The 25,627-nt window shown below is 61.2% G+C and carries 23 protein-coding genes and 1 pseudogene; 12 read left to right on the top strand and 12 right to left on the bottom strand.

Annotation, left to right across the window (positions count from 1 at the left end):
• Window positions 1-295 precede the first annotated feature (295 nt).
• The 5 genes from LH20_RS00905 (at window position 296) to LH20_RS00885 (ending at window position 2,824) form a co-directional block, all read left to right on the top strand.
• Window positions 296-745 (top strand): hypothetical protein, encoded by a 450-nt coding sequence (locus LH20_RS00905; protein ID WP_158501081.1) that lies wholly within the window; start codon window positions 296-298, stop codon window positions 743-745.
• The gene (locus LH20_RS00900; RefSeq protein ID WP_053552596.1) at window positions 745-1,347 is read left to right on the top strand and encodes a hypothetical protein; all 603 of its coding nucleotides are present in this window, start codon (window positions 745-747) and stop codon (window positions 1,345-1,347) included. Before LH20_RS00905 ends, LH20_RS00900 begins: the two co-directional genes overlap by 1 nt.
• 141 nt (window positions 1,348-1,488) lie before the next feature.
• Window positions 1,489-1,944 (top strand): hypothetical protein, encoded by a 456-nt coding sequence (locus LH20_RS00895; protein ID WP_235527067.1) that lies wholly within the window; start codon window positions 1,489-1,491, stop codon window positions 1,942-1,944.
• 147 nt (window positions 1,945-2,091) lie between these two features.
• The gene (locus LH20_RS00890; protein ID WP_053552594.1) at window positions 2,092-2,379 is read left to right on the top strand and encodes a hypothetical protein; all 288 of its coding nucleotides are present in this window, start codon (window positions 2,092-2,094) and stop codon (window positions 2,377-2,379) included.
• Entirely contained in the window at window positions 2,369-2,824 is a 456-nt protein-coding gene (locus tag LH20_RS00885) for an MbcA/ParS/Xre antitoxin family protein (protein WP_053552593.1), read from the top strand. Before LH20_RS00890 ends, LH20_RS00885 begins: the two co-directional genes overlap by 11 nt.
• 357 nt (window positions 2,825-3,181) lie before the next feature.
• Here LH20_RS00885 and LH20_RS00880 read toward each other — a convergent pair whose 3' ends face one another.
• On the bottom strand, window positions 3,182-3,394 hold the full coding sequence (locus LH20_RS00880) for a hypothetical protein (protein WP_053552592.1): 213 nt from the start codon (window positions 3,392-3,394) through the stop codon (window positions 3,182-3,184).
• A gap of 150 nt (window positions 3,395-3,544) precedes the next feature.
• Here LH20_RS00880 and LH20_RS24325 point away from each other — a divergent pair.
• Window positions 3,545-3,751 (top strand): annotated as a pseudogene (locus tag LH20_RS24325) (TetR/AcrR family transcriptional regulator); the annotation flags it as partial.
• A gap of 27 nt (window positions 3,752-3,778) precedes the next feature.
• On the opposite strand, the gene LH20_RS23870 reads toward LH20_RS24325, so the two are convergent.
• Window positions 3,779-4,072 carry a hypothetical protein gene (locus LH20_RS23870; protein WP_053552591.1) on the bottom strand — a complete coding sequence of 98 codons (294 nt, stop codon included), beginning with the start codon at window positions 4,070-4,072 and terminating at the stop codon, window positions 3,779-3,781.
• A 62-nt stretch (window positions 4,073-4,134) separates the two neighbouring features.
• Between LH20_RS23870 and LH20_RS00870 the strand changes: the two genes are divergently transcribed.
• Both LH20_RS00870 and LH20_RS00865 read left to right on the top strand, forming a co-directional pair.
• Window positions 4,135-4,791 carry a TetR/AcrR family transcriptional regulator gene (locus LH20_RS00870; RefSeq protein ID WP_053552590.1) on the top strand — a complete coding sequence of 219 codons (657 nt, stop codon included), beginning with the start codon at window positions 4,135-4,137 and terminating at the stop codon, window positions 4,789-4,791.
• Between the two features lie 189 nt (window positions 4,792-4,980).
• Entirely contained in the window at window positions 4,981-6,489 is a 1,509-nt protein-coding gene (locus tag LH20_RS00865) for an MFS transporter (RefSeq protein ID WP_158501079.1), read from the top strand.
• 9 nt (window positions 6,490-6,498) lie between these two features.
• Here the strand turns inward: LH20_RS00865 and LH20_RS00860 are convergent, their stop codons facing one another.
• Complete coding sequence (locus LH20_RS00860; RefSeq protein WP_053552588.1) at window positions 6,499-7,287, bottom strand: enoyl-CoA hydratase-related protein; 789 nt, start codon at window positions 7,285-7,287, stop codon at window positions 6,499-6,501.
• Window positions 7,288-7,331: 44 nt separating this feature from the next.
• A complete protein-coding gene (locus tag LH20_RS00855; protein ID WP_053552587.1) occupies window positions 7,332-8,789 on the bottom strand; it encodes a spinster family MFS transporter in 1,458 nt (485 codons plus the stop codon).
• A gap of 268 nt (window positions 8,790-9,057) precedes the next feature.
• Between LH20_RS00855 and LH20_RS00850 the strand changes: the two genes are divergently transcribed.
• Together LH20_RS00850 and LH20_RS00845 are read left to right on the top strand one after the other, a co-directional pair.
• Window positions 9,058-9,411, top strand: a complete 354-nt coding sequence (locus tag LH20_RS00850; protein WP_053552586.1) for a hypothetical protein — start codon at window positions 9,058-9,060, stop codon at window positions 9,409-9,411.
• A gap of 10 nt (window positions 9,412-9,421) precedes the next feature.
• Window positions 9,422-10,675: an MFS transporter gene (locus tag LH20_RS00845; RefSeq protein ID WP_053552585.1), complete on the top strand. Its 1,254-nt coding sequence runs from the start codon at window positions 9,422-9,424 to the stop codon at window positions 10,673-10,675.
• Window positions 10,676-10,731: 56 nt separating this feature from the next.
• On the opposite strand, the gene LH20_RS00840 is transcribed toward LH20_RS00845, so the two are convergent.
• From LH20_RS00840 to LH20_RS00805, 6 genes are all read right to left on the bottom strand, one after another.
• Window positions 10,732-11,559, bottom strand: coding sequence for an SDR family NAD(P)-dependent oxidoreductase (locus LH20_RS00840; RefSeq protein ID WP_053552584.1), 828 nt, complete (start codon window positions 11,557-11,559; stop codon window positions 10,732-10,734).
• 49 nt (window positions 11,560-11,608) lie between these two features.
• Entirely contained in the window at window positions 11,609-13,174 is a 1,566-nt protein-coding gene (locus LH20_RS00835; protein WP_053552583.1) for a class I adenylate-forming enzyme family protein, read from the bottom strand.
• Window positions 13,171-13,560, bottom strand: coding sequence for a c-type cytochrome (locus LH20_RS24135; protein WP_053552582.1), 390 nt, complete (start codon window positions 13,558-13,560; stop codon window positions 13,171-13,173). The genes LH20_RS00835 and LH20_RS24135 overlap by 4 nt, the downstream gene beginning before the upstream one ends.
• Window positions 13,561-13,602: 42 nt before the next feature.
• Window positions 13,603-16,044: a polyvinyl alcohol dehydrogenase PvaA gene (gene pvaA / locus LH20_RS00825; RefSeq protein ID WP_083455228.1), complete on the bottom strand. Its 2,442-nt coding sequence runs from the start codon at window positions 16,042-16,044 to the stop codon at window positions 13,603-13,605.
• A gap of 1,107 nt (window positions 16,045-17,151) precedes the next feature.
• Entirely contained in the window at window positions 17,152-17,964 is an 813-nt protein-coding gene (locus LH20_RS00810; RefSeq protein ID WP_053552578.1) for a phytanoyl-CoA dioxygenase family protein, read from the bottom strand.
• On the bottom strand, window positions 17,964-18,869 hold the full coding sequence (locus LH20_RS00805) for an SDR family NAD(P)-dependent oxidoreductase (protein WP_053552577.1): 906 nt from the start codon (window positions 18,867-18,869) through the stop codon (window positions 17,964-17,966). The genes LH20_RS00810 and LH20_RS00805 overlap by 1 nt, the downstream gene beginning before the upstream one ends.
• A gap of 384 nt (window positions 18,870-19,253) precedes the next feature.
• Between LH20_RS00805 and LH20_RS00795 the strand changes: the two genes are divergently transcribed.
• A complete protein-coding gene (locus LH20_RS00795) occupies window positions 19,254-21,764 on the top strand; it encodes a TonB-dependent receptor (RefSeq protein WP_053552575.1) in 2,511 nt (836 codons plus the stop codon).
• Window positions 21,765-22,145: 381 nt separating this feature from the next.
• On the opposite strand, the gene LH20_RS00790 is transcribed toward LH20_RS00795, so the two are convergent.
• Together LH20_RS00790 and LH20_RS00785 are read right to left on the bottom strand one after the other, a co-directional pair.
• The gene (locus LH20_RS00790; protein ID WP_053552574.1) at window positions 22,146-23,411 is read right to left on the bottom strand and encodes a 3-hydroxyacyl-CoA dehydrogenase; all 1,266 of its coding nucleotides are present in this window, start codon (window positions 23,409-23,411) and stop codon (window positions 22,146-22,148) included.
• A gap of 16 nt (window positions 23,412-23,427) precedes the next feature.
• Window positions 23,428-24,300 carry an alpha/beta hydrolase gene (locus tag LH20_RS00785; RefSeq protein WP_158501078.1) on the bottom strand — a complete coding sequence of 291 codons (873 nt, stop codon included), beginning with the start codon at window positions 24,298-24,300 and terminating at the stop codon, window positions 23,428-23,430.
• Window positions 24,301-24,415: 115 nt separating this feature from the next.
• Here LH20_RS00785 and LH20_RS00780 point away from each other — a divergent pair, with 115 nt between their 5' ends.
• Window positions 24,416-25,618, top strand: a complete 1,203-nt coding sequence (locus LH20_RS00780; RefSeq protein WP_053552572.1) for an acetyl-CoA C-acyltransferase — start codon at window positions 24,416-24,418, stop codon at window positions 25,616-25,618.
• Window positions 25,619-25,627: the final 9 nt, after the last annotated feature.

Raw genomic sequence — 25,627 nt, 5'->3', positions numbered from 1 at the left:
ACGCAACCCGCGCCAAGTAGGCAGGATCGCGGCGGTCCCCGCCGCTTGAATGGGGAAGATGAGCCAGGTGGCCCTGCTGAAAGGATGAAAGACATCTGAAGGAGAGCTGCCGCCCGAACCCCGGCAACCGGGTTCCCAATTAAGAGCAATGCCCGTGCAATTTTCGACGATATCCGATTCACTGGACCTGGCCGATGGTTCCGGCTCCATGATTCACACAGCCCTCAGGGGCAGTGTTCTACTCCCCGCAGCGACGCGCCCCGACAGCAAACTCATGCACCATGTTGCTGCGCTTATGCATAGTTCCGCCCGCCCCGACCGTGGAATGGCGGCGACGTTGCTCCCCGGGAGCCTCTTTCTGAAGACGCCGGGCGTTGTTGTGCATGCCACCGCGGCTGCGGCTCCGTTGTTCCTGGGCGAGACCGAAGTCGTCGCGATCGCGACAGGCCACCCCGTCCTGTTGCTCCGGCGAGCGGCCGACGGATCATCGACCGATGTGACGGTCGACATCGCCCTGCCCGGCTCTGCCAATCTCGAATGGTTTCTGGGCTATCGCCTGTTCCGCAGCCTCGCTGGCGATAGCTGGCTCGTTCCGCCGGGCAGCGGCCCATCAATCCATCTGATGCGGCGCGGTCTGTTCCTGTCCGAGCATCATCCCTTTGCCGATGAGTGGGACCACGAAGCCGGCATCGAGCGGGCGAGCGCTCATCTTGCCTCGCACCGGATCGGAGGCTGGTCGTGGTAATGAAGAAAATCCCTGCCCCCGGCGACCTCGACTTCGTGCCCATTCCCGGCGGTGACGATCCGAACTTCATATTCGGCGTCGTGCGCCGGCAGATCAAGGGCGGCCCCGTCCGGACTGTTCCAAGCTCGGTCCTCAAGCGTCTTTGCCCGGGGCAAAAGGTCGACGTCACCGCGCCGTGGGTACCCAGTTGTTATCGCTGGGACGTTCTTTTGCCGCCCCATGCGAATGACGAGTTCCTCGACCCGAAACGCCTTTGCGAAAAATATGAGGAGCAGGCGTGCAGCAATCTCAAGGACCTCTTCGTCATGATCACGCTGCGCTTTCCCAACCCCGATCGACTGCATCGGGCCTGGGAGGATGTCCGTGCATTCGCGCTCGAGAGGCTGTGCAGCGAGCGCAATGTCGCCGTGATCGCCGCGATGCATTTGCCCGTCACCGTGGGCTCGACCAATCCACCGCATATCCATTTGATGGCACCGGCCCGCGAACTGCAATGCTTCGGCTTCGGTCCGTTCGTCCGGCCCTTTTCCGCCGATGCAGGCAAGGCGATGATCGCAGCCGAATGGGCCGAATGGCAGAGGCGGCTCATTGGCGGCGAATGACCGGTGATGGCCACGTCGACGCTCGAGGCATCGGCCGATCTCCCAATGAAGAAGTGCCAGCTTTTGGCTGGAGCGAAGAAATGAAAGCAGCGGCGGTCCAGCCGGAGCCGCTGCAAGAATGGATTGACGATGAAAAAATACATGACCGCCAAAGACCGGGCCGAAGAGGCCGAGATCCTCAAGATCGCCCTCACGATCATCGAGATCGCCGGCCTCGATCTGGACAGCGACATTTCGATGCTGCCGCGCCAGTTCGCGCAATTCCTGATCGCACCCGACGCATATCTTCTGATCGTACCAGCCGTCACTTTGGATGACGGCGATCGCAGACGGGTCGAGAATGCCATGTGCATGTCCAAGTGCGACGCCATCGTTGTCAGCGTTTCCAGACCGTCCATCGGACCCAAGAAAGTCACCCTGGAAATCGGCATCGATGGCCTCGTGCCGGTCTGGCACTCCGAATATTGCGCCCGCGTAATCGATGGCGCGCTCTACTTCGCACCCGCCTTCGATCCGGCGGGACCGCTCTTCAATCTGACGAAAAAGGGCCTGACAGTGTCCTCCGATTTCGACGGGGTCTGCTTCGGTGAGCAATGAAGCAGCGAACAAGGCCCTTCTCGCGCCTGCGCCGCGCGACTTTTTCCGATTGGCCGAAGAATGGCCGTTGGGTGACGCCCTCGAAAGGCGGGGGCGAAGGGTAACCCGCCGACGCAAACCTCATGATATGGATGTCAGGATAATTACATGCTGGTCGTAACTGTCGAGGTCTGGCCGTGGGGCCGAGCCGAGCTGAAACGCAAGGTTGGCGAGATCACCGCGGGGAACATCGCGGGCTCAGGACCCATCGGGACATATGAAATACGCGTACATCAGGATGAATATCGGGAAGCTGGCGTCGCCGAGATATCCGAAGAACTAATACTGCGCGACCATGACCGCCGCGCCGGCCCTCTCGCGCTGATCCGCGATGCTCTGATACTGGCCATCCCCAAGTCCGGCGACACCGGGAGTGGGTCTGACGATGACCGATGATCGCCGCCGCCTGAGCGCCCCCGCGCTCCGTACCTTTCTAGCCATCGCAGGCCTGTGGAGACTGACCGGGGAGCAGCAGCGCCTGATCCTCGGCTCTCCATCCCGCTCGGCCTATAGTCGCTGGCGCAAGAGGGTTCGGGAGCATCGCGAAATCACCTTGAAAGAGAACGCCTTGATGCGGATCTCGGCGGTGCTCGGAATTCACAAGGGCCTTGGAGAACTATTCGCCAACGAACTCGAAAGCGTCGCCTGGTTGCACAAACCCCATAGCGTTACCTCGTTCGGTGGTAATCCGCCGATCGACCTCATTGCCGATGGAACCTTGGAGGGACCGATGACCGTCCGGCGTTTCGTCGACGCGGCGAGAGGCGGTCTGTACATGCCGCCCACCTCTGAAGAGGCAAATGTCACCCCTTACGAGGATAGCGAGATCATTTTCGAGTGATCGTCGATGCCCCACGCTTGTTGCATTGATCTCGGCAGATTTCTGAACCCGCGCTTCTCTTGCTCGCGCGATGGCCTGCGCGTCCACGAATTACGGAGCCCCCAACCCGTGAAGATACCGCCCAACCGGCGTAAGACAGCCCGCGCATCCCTGCGTCGCATCGCGAAAAAGCTCGGCATCCGATTTCAGGTCGGCCGCCCGGTTCACACGTCTCTCGGCGAGCGCGATCCCTCCGATCAGACCAGCGAATAATGGCCGTTTTCCGGCGATCCGTTTTGGCGTTGCCGTACAATAATCGTTCCGTCTGCGACGCTATCCGCGCCGTGCGACCCAGGAGAGCTCTTCCTTTCAGGAAACTCAGCTCTTCATCTGACGCCCGCCCGGTTTCGATTGGGCGGGCGTTCTTTTTAGCGCGCTCACAGATCCGCTGCTGCTCGAGAAGTTGGCCGATAGCGGCCAGTCCTTGGGCGCAGATCGGTAATAGCGGCCATTGTGCCCGACGGTCGATACGCCGTTCGGCAGGCACTGTTCCTCTGGAGGCGCGAGCGCGGTCGCGGGTTCTGCGATCATGCGACAAGCTATCAGCGAACAGTTCCACTCGCCAGCGACCCAAATCAACAGCCTTGACGCCGTGCGCTCCCACCGAGGCAAAAGGGCATCGCTTGCTAGCGAGGGCGCTCGTTGGTAGGCAGAATGACATGTATATGAGGAACCCACCTATTGCCTGAGACGGTTACATTGAGTTCGCAATCTCCTGAAAAAAAGAGGCGGCCTCGTTTCGAAGTCCGCAAGCAGGAGATTCTGGACGCGGCGGGAGCGCTTTTTAACGAGCACGGGTTGCGGGACGCGACCCTGTCCGTTGTCGCTTCCGAAATCGGCCTCAATTTAAAAAGCCTTCGTTACTATTACGAAAAGAAGGAGGATTTGGTTTCGGCAGCGTTTCTCCACTCGATCTCATTGCACGACGAGTTGGTGAGCGATGCCCTGACGATAACGCCCTTCGAGAAACGGATCCGCTCGTTTCTGAACAGTTACTTCGCGCTGCTCGCCAGAGTAGCGCGTAAAGAGATTCCCGAGTTTGTCCATTTCGGTGACGTGCGCGCGCTCGGCGAACCCCATCTGAGCACGGTTGGAGCGGCGTACGTCGGGCTGTTTCGCGCCACGCGGAAGCTGTTCGACGACATGCCGCGCGCAATCTCCCAGGAGCAGCGCAGCGCCTATGCCCATATGCTGCTGTCGCAGATGCATTGGTCGGTGGTCTGGATCTGGAACTATGTGCCGGAAGACTTCACACACGCGTTGCCGACCGCATGGCCGATGTGCTGCTTCATGGTCTCGCCGCTCAGCGCGTCGATCTCACCAATGCCGCGGCGGCTATTCCGACGCCGTTCGTGTCGACGGATAAATTGTCGCAAGACAGCTTCCTTCGCGCGGCGACCGATCTCATCAACGATCATGGCTACCGCGGCGCTTCGGTCGATCGCATTTCGGCAACGCTGAAGGTCACCAAGGGCGCCTTCTACCATCACAACGAGACGCGCGACCAACTGGTCGTGGCATGTTTCGAACGGACGTTCGACATCGTCCGCGAGGCTCAGAACCTGGCCATGGCCGAAGAAATGGACGGACTCTCGCATGTCGCGGCGGCATCGGTATCCCTCGTTTCGAGGCAAATGCTTCCCGAAGGAGCCCTTCTGCGCACATCGGCCCTCACTGCGGTGGGTCCCGAGCTCCGCATGGAAATGCAGCGCAAGCTGACGCTTTCGACCTATCGGTTTGCCGACATGCTCAATGACGGTCTTGTCGACGGGTCCGTGAGGCTATGCGACATGCGCGTCGCCTCGGAAATGGTGACGGGCATGGTGAACTCGGCGCAAGAACTGCAGCGGTGGGTTCCGAGCGCCTCAGTCGAGAATGCCGCGCAATATTATGTGTGGCCCCTCTTCTATGGCTTCCTGGCCGAATAGCGCGGCCGGGCAATTCCCGCCTCACTGCTGATCGATCCTTCCCCCTTCGGGAAGCAATGATCCGCGTCCGGCGAACTGCATCCTCGTGGGGGCGCAATTCATCCTATTGACATAAGCGAACCAACCGATAGCTTGCATTTGAGAAAAACGGTATGCCGCATCTGAGCAATGCCGTCGGAGGGGATGGACATGGCGTCAGCAGCGGCTGATCGTGAAGGCGCGCAGGCCCGAGCCGATGCGGGGAGCGGCCAGCCGGCCAAACGCCCGTGGCGCGTCAAATTCTTCTACGGCCTTGGATCCATCGCCTTTGGCGTTAAGGACAATGGCTTCACCTATCTGCTCATGATCTTCTATAATCAGGCGCTGGGCGTGCCCGCCGCCGCGGTGGGCCTGGCCATCATGGTCGCCCTGCTCGTCGATGCGATCGCCGACCCGCTGATCGGGACCTGGTCCGACAATGTCCGATCGAGGCTCGGGCGCAGGCATCCTTTCATGTATGCTGCGGCCCTGCCCATCGCGGTCAGCTATTTCTTCCTCTGGAACCCGCCGTCCGATTACGACGCGCAGGAGCTGTTCTGGTATCTCCTCATCCTGTCGATCCTCATCCGGCTGTGCATCTCGATGTACGAGATTCCGAGTTCGGCGCTCGTCGTCGACCTGGCCGAAAGCTATGACGATCGCACCGAGTTCCTGAGCTATCGCTGGTTTTTCGGATGGATAGGCGGCTTGACGATCAGCATATTGGGCTTCAGCGTTTTCCTGCGCTCGACCCCTGAACATCCGACCGGAACATTGAATATCGAAGGATATTCGCTTTACGGGCTGACCGCGTCGCTGATGATGTTCGCAGCCATCCTCATCTCGAGCTACGGCACGCAGCATCTGGTCAGGACATTCCGGCCAGTGCCCGAAAGGCGTCCCTTCATTTTCGCCCGCTCGGCGCGGGAAACGATGGAGACGATCGTCAACCGGCCGTTCCTGACGATCGCCGGGGCAACGCTGTTCAGCTATGCGGCAACCGGTATAGCCGCCGCCGTTCTGACCTATTTCCGGGTTTATTTCTGGGAATTGACTGGCGACCAGATTTCGCTGCTGCTGGTCGGAAATTTCGCCGCGGTGTTCATGGCCCTGTTCGTCGCGCCGCGTTTCGCGACGCGGATGGGAAAGAAGCGCGCCCAGATCATGCTGTGGATCGCCTTCATCATCGCGAGTCCGGCCATGTACTGGAGCCGCCTGATGGGATGGCTTCCGGCCAACGGGACCGAACTGCTCTACTGGCTCCTTTTCACGTCGAGCTTCATCAACACGCTGCTTGCGGTATGCCTCGGTACGATCGGATCGTCGCTGCTGGCCGACGTCGTCGAGCATAGCGCCGCGCGGACCGGCCGGCATTCGGCCGGGCTGATCTTTGCAACCAATGCCTTCATGCTCAAGGCAACATCGGGAATCGGCGCGTTCGGAGCGGGCATCATCCTTGCGTTCGTCGAATTCCCCGAAAATGCGAAGGTCGGCGACGTCAGCCAGCAGGTGCTGGTCAATTTCGCCTGGACCGAACCTGCCGTGATCATGGCGCTCCAGCTTTGTGCGCTCGGGCTGATTATCGCCTATCCGATCACCAAGGCCATGCACGAGGCCAATCTGCGGACGCTCGCGGAGCGAAGCAAGGCAAGCGAGAATAGCGCAGCGCTGGGAGGCTAGAAGCCCGGGTCAGGCCCCCGCCCATCGCGGCGGACGACGTTCACGAAACGCCGCAATGCCCTCGGCCTTGTCGGCTGTTCCCATCAGGGCGATGAACCGTCGCCGTTCCTCGGCATGATGCGCGCTCAGCGGCAGCTCATCGGCTGCGCGAATACAGGCTTTTGCTTCGCGAAGCGCCAGCGGGGCTCGTCCGGCCAGAATAGCTGCGATCTCTGCGGCGCGTTCGAGCGCGCTGCCGGCCGGCACGACCTCGGCGATCAGGCCCGCCGCGAGCGCGCGATCGGCGCCGATCGGCTTTCCGGTCAGGATCATCATGCTGGCAAGCGCCCGCCCGACCCGGCGTGTCAGGAGGCCGGTTCCGCCGCCTCCCGGGATGAAACCGAGATTGGTCTCCGGCTGACCGAATTGCGCTTCATCGCCGGCGACGACGATATCCGCGACCATCGCGAGTTCGAGTCCCGCCCCGAGGCACCAGCCTTCGACGGCCGCGACAAGGGGTTTGGGAAAGGCGCGGATCGACTGCCAGGCGCGATATCGGGTGCCGTCGACCGGATCGTCGGGGCCGAGCATTTCGATCTCGCCGATATCTGCCCCCGCGGCGAAAATATCCCGCGTGCCCGTCACGACCGCGACGCGGCATGCGGGATCGGCAGCCGCGGCTTGCAGCGCGGCGGCAATCGCCTGCAGCACGTCCGTGGCAACCGCATTGCGCCGCTCGGGCCTGTCGAGGCGCAAGATCAGCACGCCCTGCGCATCGGGAACTGCCAGCAGATACGCTTCCCACGGCTCTCGATCCATGCTCACTCCAGCGTCTTTAAGAAATGAGGTATTCATTTCAGCGCCTAGACGGCCCGCGACTCCCTGCTACGCCGAAGGGCCATAGCCGCCAGAAAATAATGAAACGCGGCCCACAGGCTGATGCCGAATGCGATCAGCACGCCTTCGCGGGTCGCGACTTCGACGGCCGCCTTGCAGGCCCGGTCGGCGCCGCTTCCCGCCACCGCCCCGACGCCGCCGGGACATGCGGCCTGAAAGCCCGACGTGTCGGCGCCAAAGGCCTGGGTGAAGGCCGACCATGTCGAGAGCGGATCGGCGGCATAGAAATGGGCCGCGCCCAGATGATCGATCAGCATGCCCGTCAGAGGCGGCCCGAAGCCCAGTGCGATCAGGTTCAGCACGAAGAAAAGAACGGCGGTCGCCGTTGCCCTCTGCGCCGGCGAGAAGCTGTTTTGGACCACGCCATAGGTGGGGCCCATATAGGTATAGGAAAGCGCACCGGGAAACAGAAGCCAGATGGCCGCCATTTGCCAGCTTTCCACCGTGTATATGGCAAGGATGAATGGATAGGCGGCAGCAATACCGAGGGCAGGCACCAGGCCATACCATACAGCCTTGCCCGAGCGCGCCAGCCGGTCGCTGAGCAAACCGCCGAACAGAACGCCCACGCCCTGACTAAAGCCGCCGATAAGCCCGGTGATCAGACCGATTTCAGCATAATCCAGACCAAATGCGCGGCTCCAATAGGGCTGGATGAACGCACCGCCGCCATAGCCGGCAAAGGAGACAAGCGTGATCCCGATCATCATGTTGAACAGAATCCAGTTGCCGAACAGCTTCCTGCCGACGCAGGCAATCTCGCCGAGGTCGCCGCGCAAGCTGTAGGCGGGCCGCGGCGGCGGAGGAACCTCCTCCATCGCGCCGCGAACAGGTTCCTTCACCAGCCATTTCATAGTCAGCGCCAAGATGACGCCCGGGAACCCCAGCGCGATAAAGGCGACCCTCCAGGAATAGTTCTGCGCAAGCCAGCCTCCCGCCACCGCGCCGATCATCACACCGATGGGGACGCCCAGCGAATAGATGGAAAGCGCCGATGCCCGCTTGCTGGGTTCATAGCTATCGCTGATCACCGAATGCGCGGGCGGCGACAATCCGGCCTCGCCGACACCGACGCCGAACCGGAAAAGCGCCAGCCAGAAATAGCTCGTCGCCAGACCGCACAGGGCAGTAAAGCCCGACCAGATGAATATGGCAACGGCAATGATGTTGACGCGCGACACGCGCTCGGCGAGCCTTGCGAGCGGAAGCCCCAGGATCGTGTAAAGCAGCGCGAAATACAGGCCGCCCAAGAGGCCGAGCTGGGTGTCGGTGAGCTTGAGGTCGACCTTTATGGCCTGCCCGATCGAGGCGATGATCGTCCGGTCGACGAAATTGAGCGTGTAGGCGGCCGTCATCATCGCGAGCATGACTTTGCGCTGGTGATGATCGACCGCACCAACCTGCGTCGTTTTATTGCCGCTCATCCTCGCTCCCTTGCCAGACCTATTTTCTTATATCGTTCTGCTTAGCGTCAAATCGCGTAGGAGCAAGCGCCATATTCCGTCGATCTAACTTCATAAAACCTCACTTCCAATGACTCGTCACCTGACAGACGGAAAGGAGGTTGAGACATACCAATATTCTTAATATAAGAGATCTAGTCATTGCAGTGACACCGCGTCGTCAAGGCGTCCATGCGGTCAAAGCACATCGCCCATCAGCGGGGTGAGTGCCAGAATGAGGAGGAGAGGAATGAAATCGATTTTGACCCTGATCCTGTTGGCCGCAGCCGCCCCGGCCATGGCCAGCGACGCACAAAGTCCGATGGCAGGCGCGTTCGGCAACACGATCCTGTCTATTTCGCCGGACGGCGTCGAGACGCGGACCTATGTCGACCCCGACGGCACGTACCGGTCGGTCACCGGGGGCGTGGAATCTGCCGGGACCTGGCAGGTCGTGAAGGGACAGATTTGCTATCAGGCGCCGGCAGCACCGCCGCTTTGTACGCTCGGACCGAAGAAGAAGGTCGGTTCGAAGTGGAAGATTTTCGTCACCGACGACCGATATTATTCCATTTCGATCGTCGCGGGGCGCGAGGGAAAGTAGAATCGCGCGAATGTCGGAGGGGATAGCGGCTCGCGGCTCGTTGCGAGGGGATCAGGACGGGCCGCCGGCTTATGCCGCGCTGACCCTCGTCGGCATCCTGTTCATCAACATGGTCGGCTTCGGTATCGTCATACCGTTGCTCCCCTTCTATGGCCTCGCCTTCAGCGCCGAGCCCTGGCAGGTCGCACTCATTTTTTCGGCCTTTTCGGTCGGCAGCCTGTTCGGCGAGCCATTATGGGGGCGGCTCAGCGACCTTTATGGCCGACGCATTCTGCTTATTTCGACGGTCTCCGGCAATTGCCTCTGTTATTTGGCACTCGCCTTTGCCGACACCGCATGGCTTGCTTTCGCTATCCGGCTGCTCGGCGGGTTCGCCAGCGGGAACGGTTCAGTCGTACAAGCTTATATTGCCGACGTAACGCCACCCGAGAAACGGGCGCGCAGAATGAGTTGGCTCGGCGCGGCATTCGCCATCGGCCTGATCGTCGGTCCCGCGATAGGGGGTAGCTTTGTCGATGAGAGCCGCGGCGTTCCGGGCTTTCGCATCCCGCTGCTCTTGGCATCGGCTGCATCGGCATGCTCGTTGGTCGCGCTCCTATTGTTCGTCAAGGAACCGCGCACACGGATCGTCGTCGCCCGTCCGAAATTGAAGATCGGCTCCGCACTCGCGCAGGTCGTCAAGCATCCCGTCATCGGCCGCCTGATGCTGCTGACCCTGCTCGTGAGCTTTGCCTTCACCGGGGTCGAGGTGATGTTCGGGTTGTGGGCGCATGCGCGTTTCGGCTGGGGGGCGCGTGAGATCGGGCAATGTTTCGCGATTGCGGGCGCAATTTCCGCCTTTACCCAGATTTTTGTCACCGGCCGCTTGTCGGAACGATATGGCGAAGCCCATGTCCTTGCCGGCGGGATGGCCATGACCGTCGTCGGATGTTTTCTTCAGCCTTTTTCGAACGGCCTGATGATGACCACCGCCCTGATTTCGCTGACGGCGGCCGGGCAGTCGATTGCATTTCCCAATGTTGTCACGCTGATCTCCCGAACGTGCGATCCCTCACGCCAAGGTCAGGTGCTCGGATTCAACAACGCGACCGGAGCATTTGGGCGAACGACGGGCCCCTTCACCGCAAGTCTCGGATTTGGCCATATCAGTCCGAACCTCCCCTATTTCGCGGCCGCCGGCCTCGTGGCCCCCGCAATACTCCTGGCGCTGAGAGCCGTACGGCATGAGCGACGGCACAATATATCGAAAGCACCGCCCGAATAAAAAGGCCGACCAGAGCAGTTCCGGTCGGCCTTGCCGCAACGCTTGACCTGGGTGCCCTACCAGGTCGGTGCTGGCGGCTTGCCTTCGAAGCTGGTCTTGCCGGCAGCGGTCATGCCCGCGTCGATCACCAGATCGTGGCAGGTCACGAACCGACCCTCGTCGCTCGCCAGGTAGAGCGCGCCATAGGCGATATCTTTCGGAAAGCCCGAGCGTTGCATCGGCGTTGCCGACGCCAGATTCTTTTCGAGCTTCGCCATACTGGCGGCGACATGCCCTTCCTCCATGCCGGCCGCACGTTCCGAACCGCCGAAGAAGATCGGCGTCGCAATCCCGCCGGGCGCGATCGAGTTGACGGTGATGCCCCATGGTGCCAGTTCCGATCCCGCGACCTTGGTGATCTGGCGGACGGCCGCTTTCGCGCCACTGTAGAGATGACCGCCATAGTTGGTACGCAGTGCGGCGACGCTGGCATTATTGATGATCGCGCCCGAACCCTGCGCCTTCATGATCGGCGCCGCATATTTGATACCGAACACCACTGGGGCGACCAGCAAATCCATCGCATCGCGATAATCGTCCCAGGTGACGGTCTCTAGCGTTCCGCGCGTCGGGCCCCCGGCATTGTTGAAAAGGCAGTCGAGCCGCCCGAACCGGTCCGTCGTCGCGTCGATCGCCGCCTTGACGGCCGCTTCGCTGCGGATGTCACCTTCGACGAAGAAGGCCGCATCGCCGAGGCGCGCCGCGATGGTCGCACCCTTGTCGGCATTGCGTCCCGTAAAGACGACCTTGCAGCCCTGTTCGATAAAAAGTTCGACCGTCGCTTCGCCGATCCCGCTCGTCCCGCCCGTAATCAGCGCGACCTTACCCACAAGCCTTTCGCCCATATCCCTGTTCCTTGATCGATGTTGAAAATCGTAGTTTGCTTGCCGGAGCTCAGGCCGCGCCTTCTGAGGCCATCAGGTCCTGGAGCTCGCGCTTCAATATCTTGCCGATGGCGCTTCGCGGCAGCGCATCGACAACGCGCACTTCGCTGAGCCGCTGCGTCTTGCCGAGCCGGGCATTGGCGAAATCGCGCAGCATGTCGCCATGGGCTTGTCCTCCGGGCACGAGGGTCACGAACCCGACCGGTGTCTCCCCCCAGTCGCGCGACGGCACACCGATGACGGCCGCTTCGCGCACGGCATCATGCGCGACGAGCGCGGCCTCGAGGTCGACGGGATAGATGTTGAAGCCGCCCGAGATGATCATGTCCTTCTTGCGGCCGATCAGCGTGAAGAAGCCGTCCTCGTCGACCGAGGCGAGATCGCCGGTGCGAATATAACGATCGCCCTCCGGGCTGTACCATTCGGCTTCCGCCGTCTTGTCGGGCTTGTTGTGATAACCATTCATCATCGCGCCCGACCGGCCCACCACTTCGCCCACTTCGCCGGGCGCGGCAAATTTGCCGTCGGCATCGATGACCCGGATCTCATGCCCCGGGAGCGGCTGGCCCACGGTGTGCAGCTTGTCGGGATGTTCATGGGCGATGAGCTGGCACGAGCCGCCGCCTTCGGTCATCCCGTACCATTCGATGAGGCCGCCCGGCCAGCGGGCGAGCACTTCGGCCTTTAGCGCTGCCGAAAAGGGCGCCGATGTGCAGAATTTCATGATATAACTCGAAAGATCATATCGGTCGAAGTCGGGCACATCGAGGATGCGGCGATATTGCACGGGCACCAGCATGGCATAGTTCGCGCGATGCTGTTCGCTCAGTTCGAGGAAGCGGCGCGCGTCGAATTTCGGCATCAGGACAACTGTGCCGCCGGTTGCCAACGCCGGCAGGAACACGACCAACGTGGTATTGGAATAAAGCCCGGTCGAGATCATCGTGATCGACCCCGGCCCATAGCCGCCGAGGCGCCCGACATGATTCCATCGCATCTCATGGGATTGGACGATGCCCTTCGGAGTCCCGGTGGTGCCCGACGAGTAGATGATGTTGAAGGCCCAGCGGGGCTCGATCGGAACAGGCGTCGGCGCCGCCCCGTCGGCCAGCAGCCAGTCTGCGAACCCCGCACCCCGCGCGCCGTCGTCCAGCGCGACGCGTTTTGCGGTAATGCCGTCCTCGACGCCGGCAAGGTCTCGCGAGACCGAACCATCGGCAAAGAGGTGGGTCGCTCCGCTGTCGGATACCATGGCCGCAAGCTGGTCCGGTGTTGACGCCGGAGACAAGGGCGAGATGGCCGCCCCTGCCCGCAAGGTCCCGATGAAGACCGCGACATAGGCGATGCTGCTCGACGCGCATATGGCGACAACGTCGCGGCCCTCGACACCATCGCGCTGCAAGCTGGCAGCGACACGATCGGCAAGCGCATCGAGCGCGCTGTAACTGATTTCCTCACCCTCGCAGTTCAGGGCGCACGCATCGGGGAAGGCTTTGGCGTGGAGCGCAAAAAGCCGTTCGAATGTACCGAATTCCTGCGCCTGACAGGAGGCGATCTCAGCCGGGATGTCGGTCATTTGGATGCCGTCAGATAGGCAATGATCGCGTCGCTGTCGGCCGTCTTCGAAATATTCGGATTGGGCATAGTCGTGCCGGGGACAGTCGTCTGGGTGTTCTTGAGATAGGCGGCGAGATTGGCCTTGTTCCAGACAATGCCGCTCTTCTTGAGCGCCGGCGAATATCGGCCACCCGGACGCGTGGCGGCCTTACTCCCGACGATCCCGGCAAGGTTCGGACCCATTTTATTGGGCGCGCCGCGAACCACCGAATGGCAAGCTGCACATCGGGCGAATGCGGCCGGCGCTGCAGGGGCCTTAGCCGATGCATCGGTCTCGACCGTGAGGGTCGCTACAAGGAAGGCACCGACCGATCCGAAAACAGTCAACTTGCACGCATCATTCATCCAACGCTCTCCACTTGATCCTCGCCCGACAGGCATTAGCGATCATTTTCCATCGACCGAGAAGGCCATCAGGATGTTGCCGTCCGTGCCGCGCAGGTCCCGCCCGCCGCTTTCGCTCGATCGGCCGGCATAACCTGAATGGACATAGACCATTCCGCCGGCGATCGTCGGCCCTGCCCCGTCCATCACGCCGCCAAAGGCTTTCGCGCCGCTCAGCGTCGTGACCGCCTTTGTGCCGGTATCGACGTCCCAGATGATCTTGCCCGTCGCGGTATCGAAGGCGCGGAAATGTCCATCATAGCTGCCAGCGAAGATCGCACCGGGAATAACGCTGATCGCCTGGCTGAAGGCGCCATGGCACCACCAGTTGTTCCAGCGGCACTTCGTATCCGGCGCGTTCAGGAAGTTCCAGGCGACCTCGCCGGTCCGAATATCGAGCGCCCAGAGACCAGGTTTACCGCGGTCCTTGGCCTGACTCGCGATATCGGAAACACCCGCATAGACCTTGCCGTCATCGGCCGCCGTACCGAATTCGATGCCGCCAAGCGCGCTACCAAGGCTCAGCTGCCGCTCCCAGATCTTCGCGCCCTTGTTGGCCGGATCGAGCGCGTAGATCATGCCCGATTTCTGCCCGACAAGGAGAAACTCCTTTCCGTCCGCCATCTTCCTGTAAATCGGCGCAGCGCCGATCGAGAAGTCGGGGCCAAGCGGGTTGGGGCAGTTCGCATGCTCCTTCCCCTTCTGCCAGCAGCCGTCGATATAATTGTCGTCGGCGAGCAGTTGCACGGTCCAGCGAACGGCGCCGGTGTCGGCATCGATGGCCATCACCGAGTCAGAATTGTCGTAGGGAACATCGGTATAGCTGTTCGACGTTCCCACATAGATGAGGCGGCGCGCCTCATCGACCGTCGGCGTTACCCAGATCGCGCCGCCCGAAGGTCCCCACATTTGCCGGCCGGCCTTGTTGAGCTTGAACGGCCTCGGTTCCTGTTCGGTTGTGTAGCGCTTCCAGAGGATTTTGCCCGTCGCAGCATCGAGCGCCACAAGCGCGCCCCGGAACTTGCAGCATTCCCATGTCGGGATTTGCGCAAATGCCTCGGTGCCCGACGAGATCGGCACATAGATCTTACCGTCCCAATATGTAATCGAACCGGTCATCTGCAACGCCGGCTGGTCGTCGACCACCGTCTTCCAGAGCTGCTTGCCGGTTTCGGCATCAAGTGCGACAGCCGCCTTGGTAAAGTCCGAGAAGAAGAGCGCGGTCTTCGCTGGCGCGCCTTCGGGCAGGGCCGCGATGACGGGGCTGGTGCGCGTCGCGCCTTCGGCGGCGTGCCGCCAATAAACGCAGCCGGTTTTGGCGTTGAGAGCATAAACCGCGCCCGACGTGCTGGTCGTGAACAGCCTGTCGCCGATGACCGTCGCCTGCCCGTTCTTCGAGCCGGGATACTGGAATGCCCATTTCAGTTTAAGCTTCGGTATGTCGGCGACGTCCAGTGCGGGCTTGCGCTGGAAACGGCCGTTATCCTTTTCGGTGCTCCAGCCGTTCCACTGGTTGGCCGCGCCGAGATCGACGGGCGTTGGCGCCGAAGAACATTGTGGTGCATCAAGCGGCGTCCCTTCGACGCTGTTGCCCCAGATCCGGCGCAAGTCGATGCCGTCGTCGGTTTTTGCGTCTGCCTTCCCGACCGCACGCGCGATCGCGGTCATTTCCTCGAGCGTCAGGCCTTCGGCCATCGGTACCATCGCGCCCGTTCGCATGCTTGCGAGGATGAAACTGGCCGGGTTCTTCGAAAGCACCTCCCGGCTCGGTGTACGCCCTTCCGCATTGTCGTGGCAGGCGGCACAGCGCGCCTTGTACAGGGTCTCGCCATCGAGCTGGTCTGCCGGGACAGCATGCCCGGATTGGGGCGCCGTTTCGGCCACGGTGCCGGATGCATGTACGACCGACCCGAAAGCGATCAGTGTCGCTGCCGAAAAAACAGCCCCGCCCCAAGCATGGGAGCCCATGATCCGGCTCATCGCTTCTGTGAGCTTGCTCATTTGTAATGATCCGTAAATCGTCCGATTTTGCACGAATAACCTTCCGGCGGGGCGGTGAGTTTGAAATCCTTGGGCGAGCTGCCCTTGGGATGCGACGCCATCGTGTTCAAAGCCCAGAGATTGAAGGCGTCGGTATTGACCTGCGGCCACATATGTCCGTGCGTAGCGCTGCACGCGACATGGACGACGTTGGAGATCGAGCTGAAATAGTTGGAACTGGCCTGCGTGGTGGGGCGATAGTCCGAGCAAAGACCGAGCGGAGGCCCGCAGTCCCACAAGTCCTTTTCGCCTCCCCACACAGTGATCACGACCATCGGGTCTAGCTTCGACGGCAAGGGATAGGGGCCGACGCGGCCCTGCCAGATCTTGGCCGGCGCGGCCGCCACCATCTTGCGCGTTTCCTGGAAGGGGACGGTGCTTCCATCGTCCTTCGTCGAATACCATTCGCCCGAGATCGGCATTCCACCGGCCCAGAATTCGGAATCGAACAGCAAGGCGCGGTTCGTCATCGTGCCACCCGCCGAGATACCGCCCAGGAAGAGGCGTTTGCGGTCGAGCTTCCACTTTGTCCCGACGCAGCGGACCATCGCCTCGAGGAAGCGGACATCGTCACCCGCATCGGTCTTGTACTTGTCGCCTGAAGCATCGGGTGCACGCCCGTCGTTCCAAGGGTTCCACGTCCATCCATCCTTGCCCACGCCGTTGCACGCGCCCGCCCCGAGATTCGGATCCTGCTCCGCACACTGGCGAACAGGAGAAATTACCATATAGCCATGCTCGGCCAGCTTCGCGTTATTGCCGCTTCTAGGTACGTTGAGATTCCAGTTGGTTGCCTCGACCGTGCCGACCATCGGAACCCACACGGGGGCACCCCCGGCCGAATCCTTCGGTGGAACGACGACGAAGGCCCGCTTCTTGCCGTCGGATGGGAAATCGGTGTTTAGGCCCGCCTTAGGCGTAAATCCCTCGGGGCAGGCCCATTCGCTCTTGGCCTGCGCTGTTGAAGAGAGGGTCGCGGCTACCATCGCCAGACAGCCGGCAAGATAACAAAACGAACGGCTTGGCCGCGACTTTACAACAGGTTTGAACATGCCTCTCTCCCATATCTCTCCGCCGACATACCAGTTTTCTCATTAATGTCCAGAGGCACCATGGCGCACCCCACCTCCGCGATCCCAAAATGGCAGCCCAAGCCGATTACGCGCACGGTAATGACGTTTTTCTGTCGATCATCGTGAATACGGGGAATCGCCTGACAGCGGCCGATCCTGATTGCTGCATCAGCCATCTTCCAGCCTGCCCAGCAAAAAACCAGAAGGCGACGGCATCAAAAGCTCCCGGGCACCAACGAGCCGCGCACCCTCGTTTATCCCCGTAATAAATAAACAAAAAATCCCCGAATGGCCGGCTTCTCTCAGCAGGAGGGACGCCTCGCGGGCCTGCCCTCCCCCATTGAAAGATAACCAAGTCTTGATATGAGAGAAATATAGTATGCCGCGGAAAGCTGGGCATCAGACGCCACGGGAATTTTCCGGACAGAGCATCGGAACTTCAATCCGCTCCCCGCCGGCCTGCATATATCCGGGTGCGAACATCGGGCAGGATCGCACGCATCGGATGACGCCCGTCGACCCAGCCGACAAACTGGCAAATATCGTAGCCCAGCAGCTTCTGAACGTCGTCGGGCAACAGGCTAACGACTTGGGGATCAAGCCCGAGATACTGGTTTTCCTGCTGGCGAAGCCACCCGCGACAATAGTTGAGGCTGAGGCCGAAGCGCGCTTCCTGCGTTACATTCGCGCCGCCGCCATGCCAGAGCTGGCCGTCCCACAGCAATACCGAACCCCGCGGCATCTCGATAGCGATCGAGGGCGCTCGCGTATCGACCGGATCCGAACTCAGGTGCGAACCCGGAACGACGCGCGTCCCGCCATTGGCGTCCGTGAAGGGCGTCAACGCCCAGATCGTGTTAACGACCAGCGGAGGATGCGGGCGTACCGGGAAATAGGCATCGTCCTGATGGATCGCCTGCGCAGTTTCTCCGCCATGGATTTCCATCGTGGATGCGATCGAGAGTTGCGCTTCGGGGCCCAGGAGATGGCGGACCAGCCGAACCACGGAGGGCTCGGTCAGCAAGGCATCCAGCTCCCTGGTCTTGGCGAAGAGATTGAAAACGCGCTTCGTTCTCGTTCCCGCAAAATCATTGTCGCCGAAGGCCTGCGCATCATGCAGCGTGTCGAGGCATGCCCGAAGGCGATCGCAACCGGCGTCGTCTATGAGACTCGTGACGATCGTATAACCGTCGCGCTCCAGTTGCGCTTCGTGGTGGGCGATCTCTTCGTCGGTCAGCGTCCGAAATCTCATCACACAGTCCCCGAGATAGCGTGCCAGGGCGGGAGCTCACGTTCATCGAGAGGGCGCCGATCCTCGCCCCACGTCATGACCAGCGGATTTTCGGCACGCATGGCGCGCCCCATGGTCTCCGCCAAGAATGCCGACCAGGTGTCGCCGGCAAAGATATAGAAGCTGCCGTTCCGGACCCCGTCGAAGGTCGCATCGGCAATTTGTTCCGGGCTCAGCCCGCGACCTTGAAACTCTTCACTGCCTTGCCTGAACGCTTCGTCGGCATATTCGCGGTCGCTCCAGGCATTGTCGGCCTCTGGCCTGTTCCGCCAACTCCGGTGGATTTGCGTTGCAACCATGCCCGGACACAGGATGGATACGCCGATGCCGGTCATCATCGCCGCCATTTCGCTGTAGAGCGATTGGCTCATCCCCAGCAGGGCCGCCTTGGACGAGCAATAGGGCGCGTGATCGCCATTGCCGTTGAACGAAGCCAGCGAACCGGTGTTGATGACATGCCCGCCCTCGCCCCGATCGATCATGTCCGGAAGAAAGGCGCGTATGCCATTCACCGCTCCCCAGACATTCACGTCCCACACCCAGCGCCAGTCGTCGGGCGACATCTTCCAGGTCGGTCCCGTGATCGAAACACCCGCGTTGTTGAACAACAGAGCCGTATGGCCAAATGTCGAATTCACCCGATCCCGCAGGCCCTCCACCGAATGAAGATCCGAAACGTCGGTCCGGTGACCCTCCGCCTCGATCCCGCTGCCGCGCAGCTGATCGACCGCGACCTGCAGCGCCTCCTCCTCGATGTCGGCCAGCATGATTCGGCACCCTTCGCGCCCGAAACGATTGGCGAGGGCCAAGCCGATCCCGCTGGCGCCGCCCGTAATCACGGCCACCTTGTCCTTGAAGTCCTTCATCGCACACCCTCTCCTTGCCGCGACCGAGTCATGATCAAACCTGTTTTCTTAAAATATATAATTATCAAGATTATACAATAAATTATAATATACCTTATATCTTTTAAAAGCATGATTGCGTCGATGGACAGGGGACCGACGAACCCCTCCGACGGGGAGCGGCCGAGAGCGCGGAGGCGGAACGCGAACCTGCACATAGAGGATTCATATTAAGAACATAGGTATGAACGAGATTCGCCCGCATATCCTCCATCCCCTCCTTCATATAGCGCAATATAGCTGCTTGACTATCACACCGAAAGAGTCAAAACATCGTTTTAAGAAATACGGTTTGGATTAACGAGCCGTGAATTCCCGAATGATTCGGGCAGGGAGAGGGAAGTGATGTCGGTGAAATGTCTTTTGCGCATGTCCTGCGCTGTTTCGGGGTTGCTGATCGCGAGCACGGCGGCGGCGCAAGTCAGTGACGAACGGGCGGAGCGTCCGGCCGAGGCCAGCACGCAAACGACCCAGGAGGACTCCGAGACACCGGATGAAGCCCCTCGATCGGGGGTCGAGGAACGCGAGATCACGGTTACGGGCAGCCGTTTCAGCAAGCTTCTCGATCAGCCGCAGCCGAAGGCCGTCATCTCGGCGGAAGATCGCAACTTGGCAGGCGTGAATTCGGCGAGCGAGTTGATCCGCTCGCAACCGGGTTTTAACATCACCGGCGATTTCGGGATCAACGCACGCGGGGTTGGCCGCCAAACCGAGCAGACGCTGCTTGGGCAAGAAAACACCGTGATCCAATATATCGATAATTTCATCATCCTCGTGCCCGAGAACATCGCCGAGTCGACGCTGTTCGGGGGCAATATCACATTTGTCCGCGGGCCGGCCGGCACCACCTATGGGCGCAACGCGATCGCGGGCGCGATCAACGTCATCTCGCGCGCGCCGACCAAGGATTTCACGGCCCAAGTCGTAGCCGGTACCGCGCGGGCGGGCGCTTATAACTTCGGCGCCAACCTGTCCGGCCCGATCACCGACAATCTGGGTTTCCGTGTCGGGATGCAGCGCTTTGTCCAACCCAGCATCTTCAAGGCGGTCGGCGGCGCAAAGGGCGCGGGCTTTGCTATCGACAACACCTATTTTGAATTCCAGCTCGACTGGAACATCGGCAATCTGCATGTCCGCAATCGCGCGACGACCTTCAGCTACGACAACCAGCCAGGTTACCCGACTGTCAGCCGCTACAACAATGGCCTTAACGGCAATACGAGCGCGGCGTTCGGCGACTTGTCGCCCAATCCCGCGTTCGGATACGACGGACCGCTTCCCAACCAGCCATATCAGACCAACGTCAATGTCGTCGGCTACGATCGTCTGCGCGGCAATTTCCAGAATGTGCTAAACGCTGATCTTGATCTCGGCTTTGCCACATTTTTCTATACGGGTGGCTATCAGGAATATGTAGCGTCCGGCGAAGCGGATCGGGACCTCACGTCGCGTGTGAGCTATGATGGCGATACGATCGCGCCGGGTACCTTTGAGCCGGGCACCCAGGTTCCAACCGACTATCGGACCAATTATCTCAACGACAATTATTTCTGGTCGCAGGAAGTCCGCCTCGAGGGCAACGGGAACGGCCCGCTCGACTGGGTGCTCGGCTTTTACTATTTCAACCAGAAATTCGACGAGCAATATTGGGAGAATATTGCCAACGCGACCGACGCAATCCTCAATCCCATCGTGGGAACCCCCGGACTGACGCTTGCGCCCAACCCGCGGCGCTCCACGTATGAACAACGCAATCTTTATGAAATCCGGTCGAATGCGGTGTTCGGGAATGTTACCTGGGACATTACGCCCGAAATCCGTTTCGACGGGGGCCTCCGATATACGATGGACGAGAAGGAAGCGCAGACCGACTTCCGCTTCATCTATTATTATCCGCCACTCTATGCAGGCGATTTCTCGCCACTCGTCCACAGCGCAAATCCAGAGCGGCGTGACAAGGGGCTGTCTGGACGGGCCGCGATCGCATGGCGCCCCGGTCCCGGCGACCAGATTTACGCATCCTATGCGCGCGGCTATCAGTCGTCGGCATTCACGCTTGGACAGGGCCTGCCGCCGGACAATATCGCCGACAAGGAATATCTCGACGTCTTCGAGATCGGGGGTAACTGGACAAGCGGTCGTCTGCGTTTCGATGGCTCGATCTTCTATCAGATCTTCCACGACCAGCAGATTCCCATCCGGACGCGCGGAACGTTTGTCGGGCCAGATGGACCGGTGCTGGGACCGGTGTTCACCACCTTCGCAAACGCCAAGAAGACCGAGATCTACGGCGCGGAAGCGCAGTTGTCCTGGCGGCCCAACGACTTCTCCAACGTCGTTGCATCCTACACTTATCTGCACCCAACATTCACCGATTTCTGTCCGCAAGCTCCGGGATCATCGACGTGCGGCGGCGTCAATATCGCAGTACCGGAGTTTCTGGATTCGCCGACCAATCTCGTTCCCAACCCGGATTATGGTCCCCTCGACCTAACCGGTAATGAACTTCCGCGCGCGCCCCGACATAAGGCGTCCCTTTACGGCTATTACGGCATCGATATGGGCGCCGCCGGCCGCCTCTATCCCGGCGGCAGCATCTATTATCAGTCGAGTTTCTATACGTCGCCGTTCACGCTTCCGAACTTTCGCGTTCCCGGACGCGCGCTCGTGAACGCGACGCTGACCTATCGAACCGCCGACGAGCGGCTCGATATCACTGCGGTTGTGAGCAACCTGTTCAGGAAACGTTATGCCGATAGCTCAGTTCTCGCGACCTTCGGCTCGGGTTCGGTGCAGCAGAATGTCTATTACGGTGCGGATCGACACTGGTCCCTTACGGCCCGCTACCGCTTCTAGTGGAGGAAATGCCTCTCCGATTATCCTCTCAACTGGCCCTGTCGCAAGACAGGGCCAGCTTTTTATGGGCCTACGCCGTGCGCAACGATCTTTCCTGGCAGGACGGGCAGCCGTTGCCCGCCTTGCCGGCACGCATGTTTGGAAGCTCGAAATAGCCAGCACTCGCCCGCTAAACTGCTACCCCATTTTACCGAGAGCCAATGCGGCGGCGCAGCCAGCGCGCGACCGTGCACGAGCAGACGCGCGCGTCTGGGCCGGGCCTTCGGCGTGCCGTCCTTCGTCATGCAGGACGGCACGCTCCTATAAAGGCCGGGGCAGTCAGACGATCCCGGCTGACTGCCCCGCTTGGGCGATACAGATCTTCGGCAGTGACCGGACCTTTTACAGGTCGGCGAATTTCCTGTTCTCGCTCACCAGCGTCTTGAGAAGCGCTGCCGGCGCGTACCAGCCATTATCCTTGCCGAGTTCCTCGGCCTTGGCTGCCACCTTCTCGAGGCCCACTTTGTCGGCCCAGCGCATCGGGCCTCCGGTGTCCTGCGGCCAGTTGTAGCCGAACATCCAGACGACGTCGACATCCGAAGGGCGCTGCGCCATCTTCTCTTCGAGGATTTTCGCGCCTTCGTTCACCATCGGGAACAGGCAGGTCTCGAGGATCTCGTCATCGGACGGCGGCGTTGCATCGGGATCGGCGCCGAGCGTTTCGCGGATCAGTGCCGCCACTTCGTCCGACGGCGTGGCAGCCCGATTGGCATCATAGTCATAATAACCCTTTCCGGTCTTCTGACCGCGCCGCTCGCGCTTGCACAGTTGGTCGCGCAGCGGATCCCCCTCGCCCGGCACCCAGCCGATATCGAGGCCGGCCAGATCGCTCATCTCGAAAGGCCCCATCTTGAAGCCGAAGGCGCGGAGCACGCGGTCGACATCCCAGGGCATGGCGCCGCGCTTCAGAAGTTCGGCCGCCTGAAGCTGGCGCGGATACAGCATCCGGTTGCCGACGAATCCCGGGCAGACGCCCACGACGACGGCGACCTTGCCAATCCGCCGTGCCATGTCGAGCGACGTCGCGATGACTTCGTTCGACGTCTTGTCGCCGCGCACGATTTCAAGCAGCTTCATGACATTGGCCGGCGAAAAGAAATGCAATCCGATTACTGCTTCCGGCCGGCTCGTGACCTCCGCGATCTGGTTCACGTCGAGACCCGATGTGTTGCTCGCCAGGATCGCGCCCTGTTTGACGATGCCGTCGAGCTTCGCGAATATGCTCTTCTTCAGTTCCAGGTCTTCGAACACGGCTTCGATCACGATGTCGCAGTCGGCAAGATCGGTCATATCGAGCGAACTGGAAATACGCGCCATGCGCACATCGACCTCTTCAATCGGAAAGCGACCGCGGTTTGCGCTGCGCTCGTAATTGCCGCGGATGACGCCGAGGCCGCGATCGAGCGCTTCCTGCTTCGTCTCGACGATGCGGACGGGAACGCCGATATTCGCGAAATTCATCGCGATCCCGCCGCCCATCGTCCCGGCGCCGATGATCCCGACTTTCTCGATTGCGATCAACGGCGTGTCGGCGGGAACGTCGTCCACCACGCGCGCGGCTTCCAGGGCTTGGCTGACATAGGCGCTGCTGTCTTCATATTCGGTCATATTCGCTGCTTCTTCCTCATAGATATTTGTGGAACCACGCGATCGCGCGATTGGTGGAATCGCCACAATGCTCGTCGTAAACGGCGTAGTGTTTGCACGGATAGGTCGCGTACTCGGCCGGAGCGTTTTGGCGGATCGCCATATAGGCGGCCCAGCCGTGTTCGAGCCGGTTGTTGAGTTCCTCGAACTCGGCGTCGAGAATGAGCGTCGGGACCTTGACGCGCGCCGCGGCGCCGAGCTGCGAATGCTCGGCCATCCGGCCTACGTCGGGCGTGCCCTTGAGACCCTCCACGCCATCGACGCCGTCTTGCGGTACGATCGTGTCTAGTTTGCCGCGCGCCTTGTCGGCCGCACGCTCGCGCGCCCAGTCGCGATGCTCAGGCGGAAAACCGAAGCCGCCGATCTGCGCCACGATCGCTTTGACTCGGTCGTCATTGCCGCCGGTGAATACGGCATGGCCGCCGCCATAGCTTGTCCCCCAGATGCCGATCCGCGAACGGTCGACGCCCGGTTCGGACCAGAGATAGGCGAGGCAATTGCGGATGTCGGTCGTCTGATCGACCGGGTCGACGATCTCGCGCAGCACGCGCACCTTGAGTTCGATCTCGCCCGCCTCGAGCAGCCGGGGCGCGTCGCGGGTTGCGATGACGCGCCCGTCCGATTCCCCCCACCCACGATAGTCGAAGGTCATGCAGACATAGCCTGCTTCGGAGAATTTTCGGGCGTAGCGCGCCAGATGATCCTTCAATCCGCCCCAGCCATGGCAGAGCAGGATCGCGGGCCAGCCTTCGGGCGGCGCCTTGCCGGTCGGCGTGAAGATCTCGGCCGCGATGCGGCTGCCTTCGCTGTAGAGCGTGACCTCCTTGGGCGACGCATTTCCCATTGCCATATACCTCTCCGCATCGGTCATTCCAATAATCTGATATAGCCGCCCTTGACAGATTGATCGTGTTATTACAACCATACCTTAATTCTCAAAACGATTTTTAGGGATGGATGCCACAATGCATGAAGCCGTAATTGTCTCGACCGCCCGTACGCCCATCGGAAAAGCCTATCGAGGTGCGTTCAACGATACGCAGGGGCAGGCGCTCGCCGGCCATGCGATCAAACACGCCGTCGCTCGCGCCGGCCTGGAAGGCGGCGAAATCGAGGATTCGGTCTTCGGCTGCGCGCTCCAGCAAGGGTCGACCGGTTTCAACGTAGCGCGCCAGGGCGCGCTGTGGGCGGGACTTCCCGAAACGGTTCCCGGGACCACGCTAGACCGTCAGTGCGGATCGGGCCTGATGGCAATCGCTGCTGCGGCCAACCGGATTCAGGCGGGCGAGCAGAAGATTGCGGTGGCGGGCGGGGTCGAATCGATCAGCCTCGTTCAAAACAACCACATGAACGGCTATCGCAATGCCGATCCCAAGCTGCTCGCCGAGATTCCGCAGCTCTATATGGGCATGCTCGAAACTGCGGAAATCGTCGCGGATCGCTATGGCATCAGCCGCGACGCGCAGGACGAATATGCGCTCCAGTCGCAGCAGCGTGTCGCCGAAGCGCAGGCGGCTGGCCGTTTCACGGCCGAAATCGCGCCGATGACCACGACGATGCTGGTCACCGACAAGGCAACCGGCGACACGTCGCGGCGCGAAGTGACGCTGGAACAGGATGAAGGCAATCGTCCCCAAACGTCGCTTGCCGACCTCCAGAAGCTCCAGCCGGTGTTCAAGGGTGGGCAGCAGGTGCAGGAAGGCCGCTTCATCACCGCCGGCAATGCCTCGCAACTGTCCGATGGTGCGGCGGCGGTCGTGCTCATGGAAGCCAGGGAGGCCGAACGGCGCGGGCTGCAGCCGCTCGGCGCCTATCGCGGCCTCGCGGTCGCCGGCTGCGGACCCGAGGAAATGGGGATCGGCCCTGTCTTTGCCATTCCCAAGCTGCTCGCGGCGCACGGCCTCGGCGTCGACGATATCGACATGTGGGAGCTGAACGAGGCCTTCGCGAGCCAGGTCCTTTACTGCCGCGACAAGATCGGCATTCCCAACGACCGCTACAATGTATCGGGCGGGGCGATCTCGATCGGCCATCCCTACGGCATGTCCGGCGCGCGCATGACGGGGCACATCATGCACGAAGGCAAGCGCCGCGGCGCGAAATACGGCGTCGTCACCATGTGCATGGGCGGGGGCATGGGGGGAGCCGGACTCTTTGAAATCTTCTGAGTGCGTTTC

Origin of the sequence: Sphingopyxis sp. 113P3 (assembly GCF_001278035.1) — a bacterium.
Taxonomy (GTDB): Bacteria; Pseudomonadota; Alphaproteobacteria; order Sphingomonadales; family Sphingomonadaceae; genus Sphingopyxis.
The sequence above is the reverse complement of the archived record's forward strand: the minus strand, read 5'-3'. Positions and strand labels throughout refer to the sequence as shown.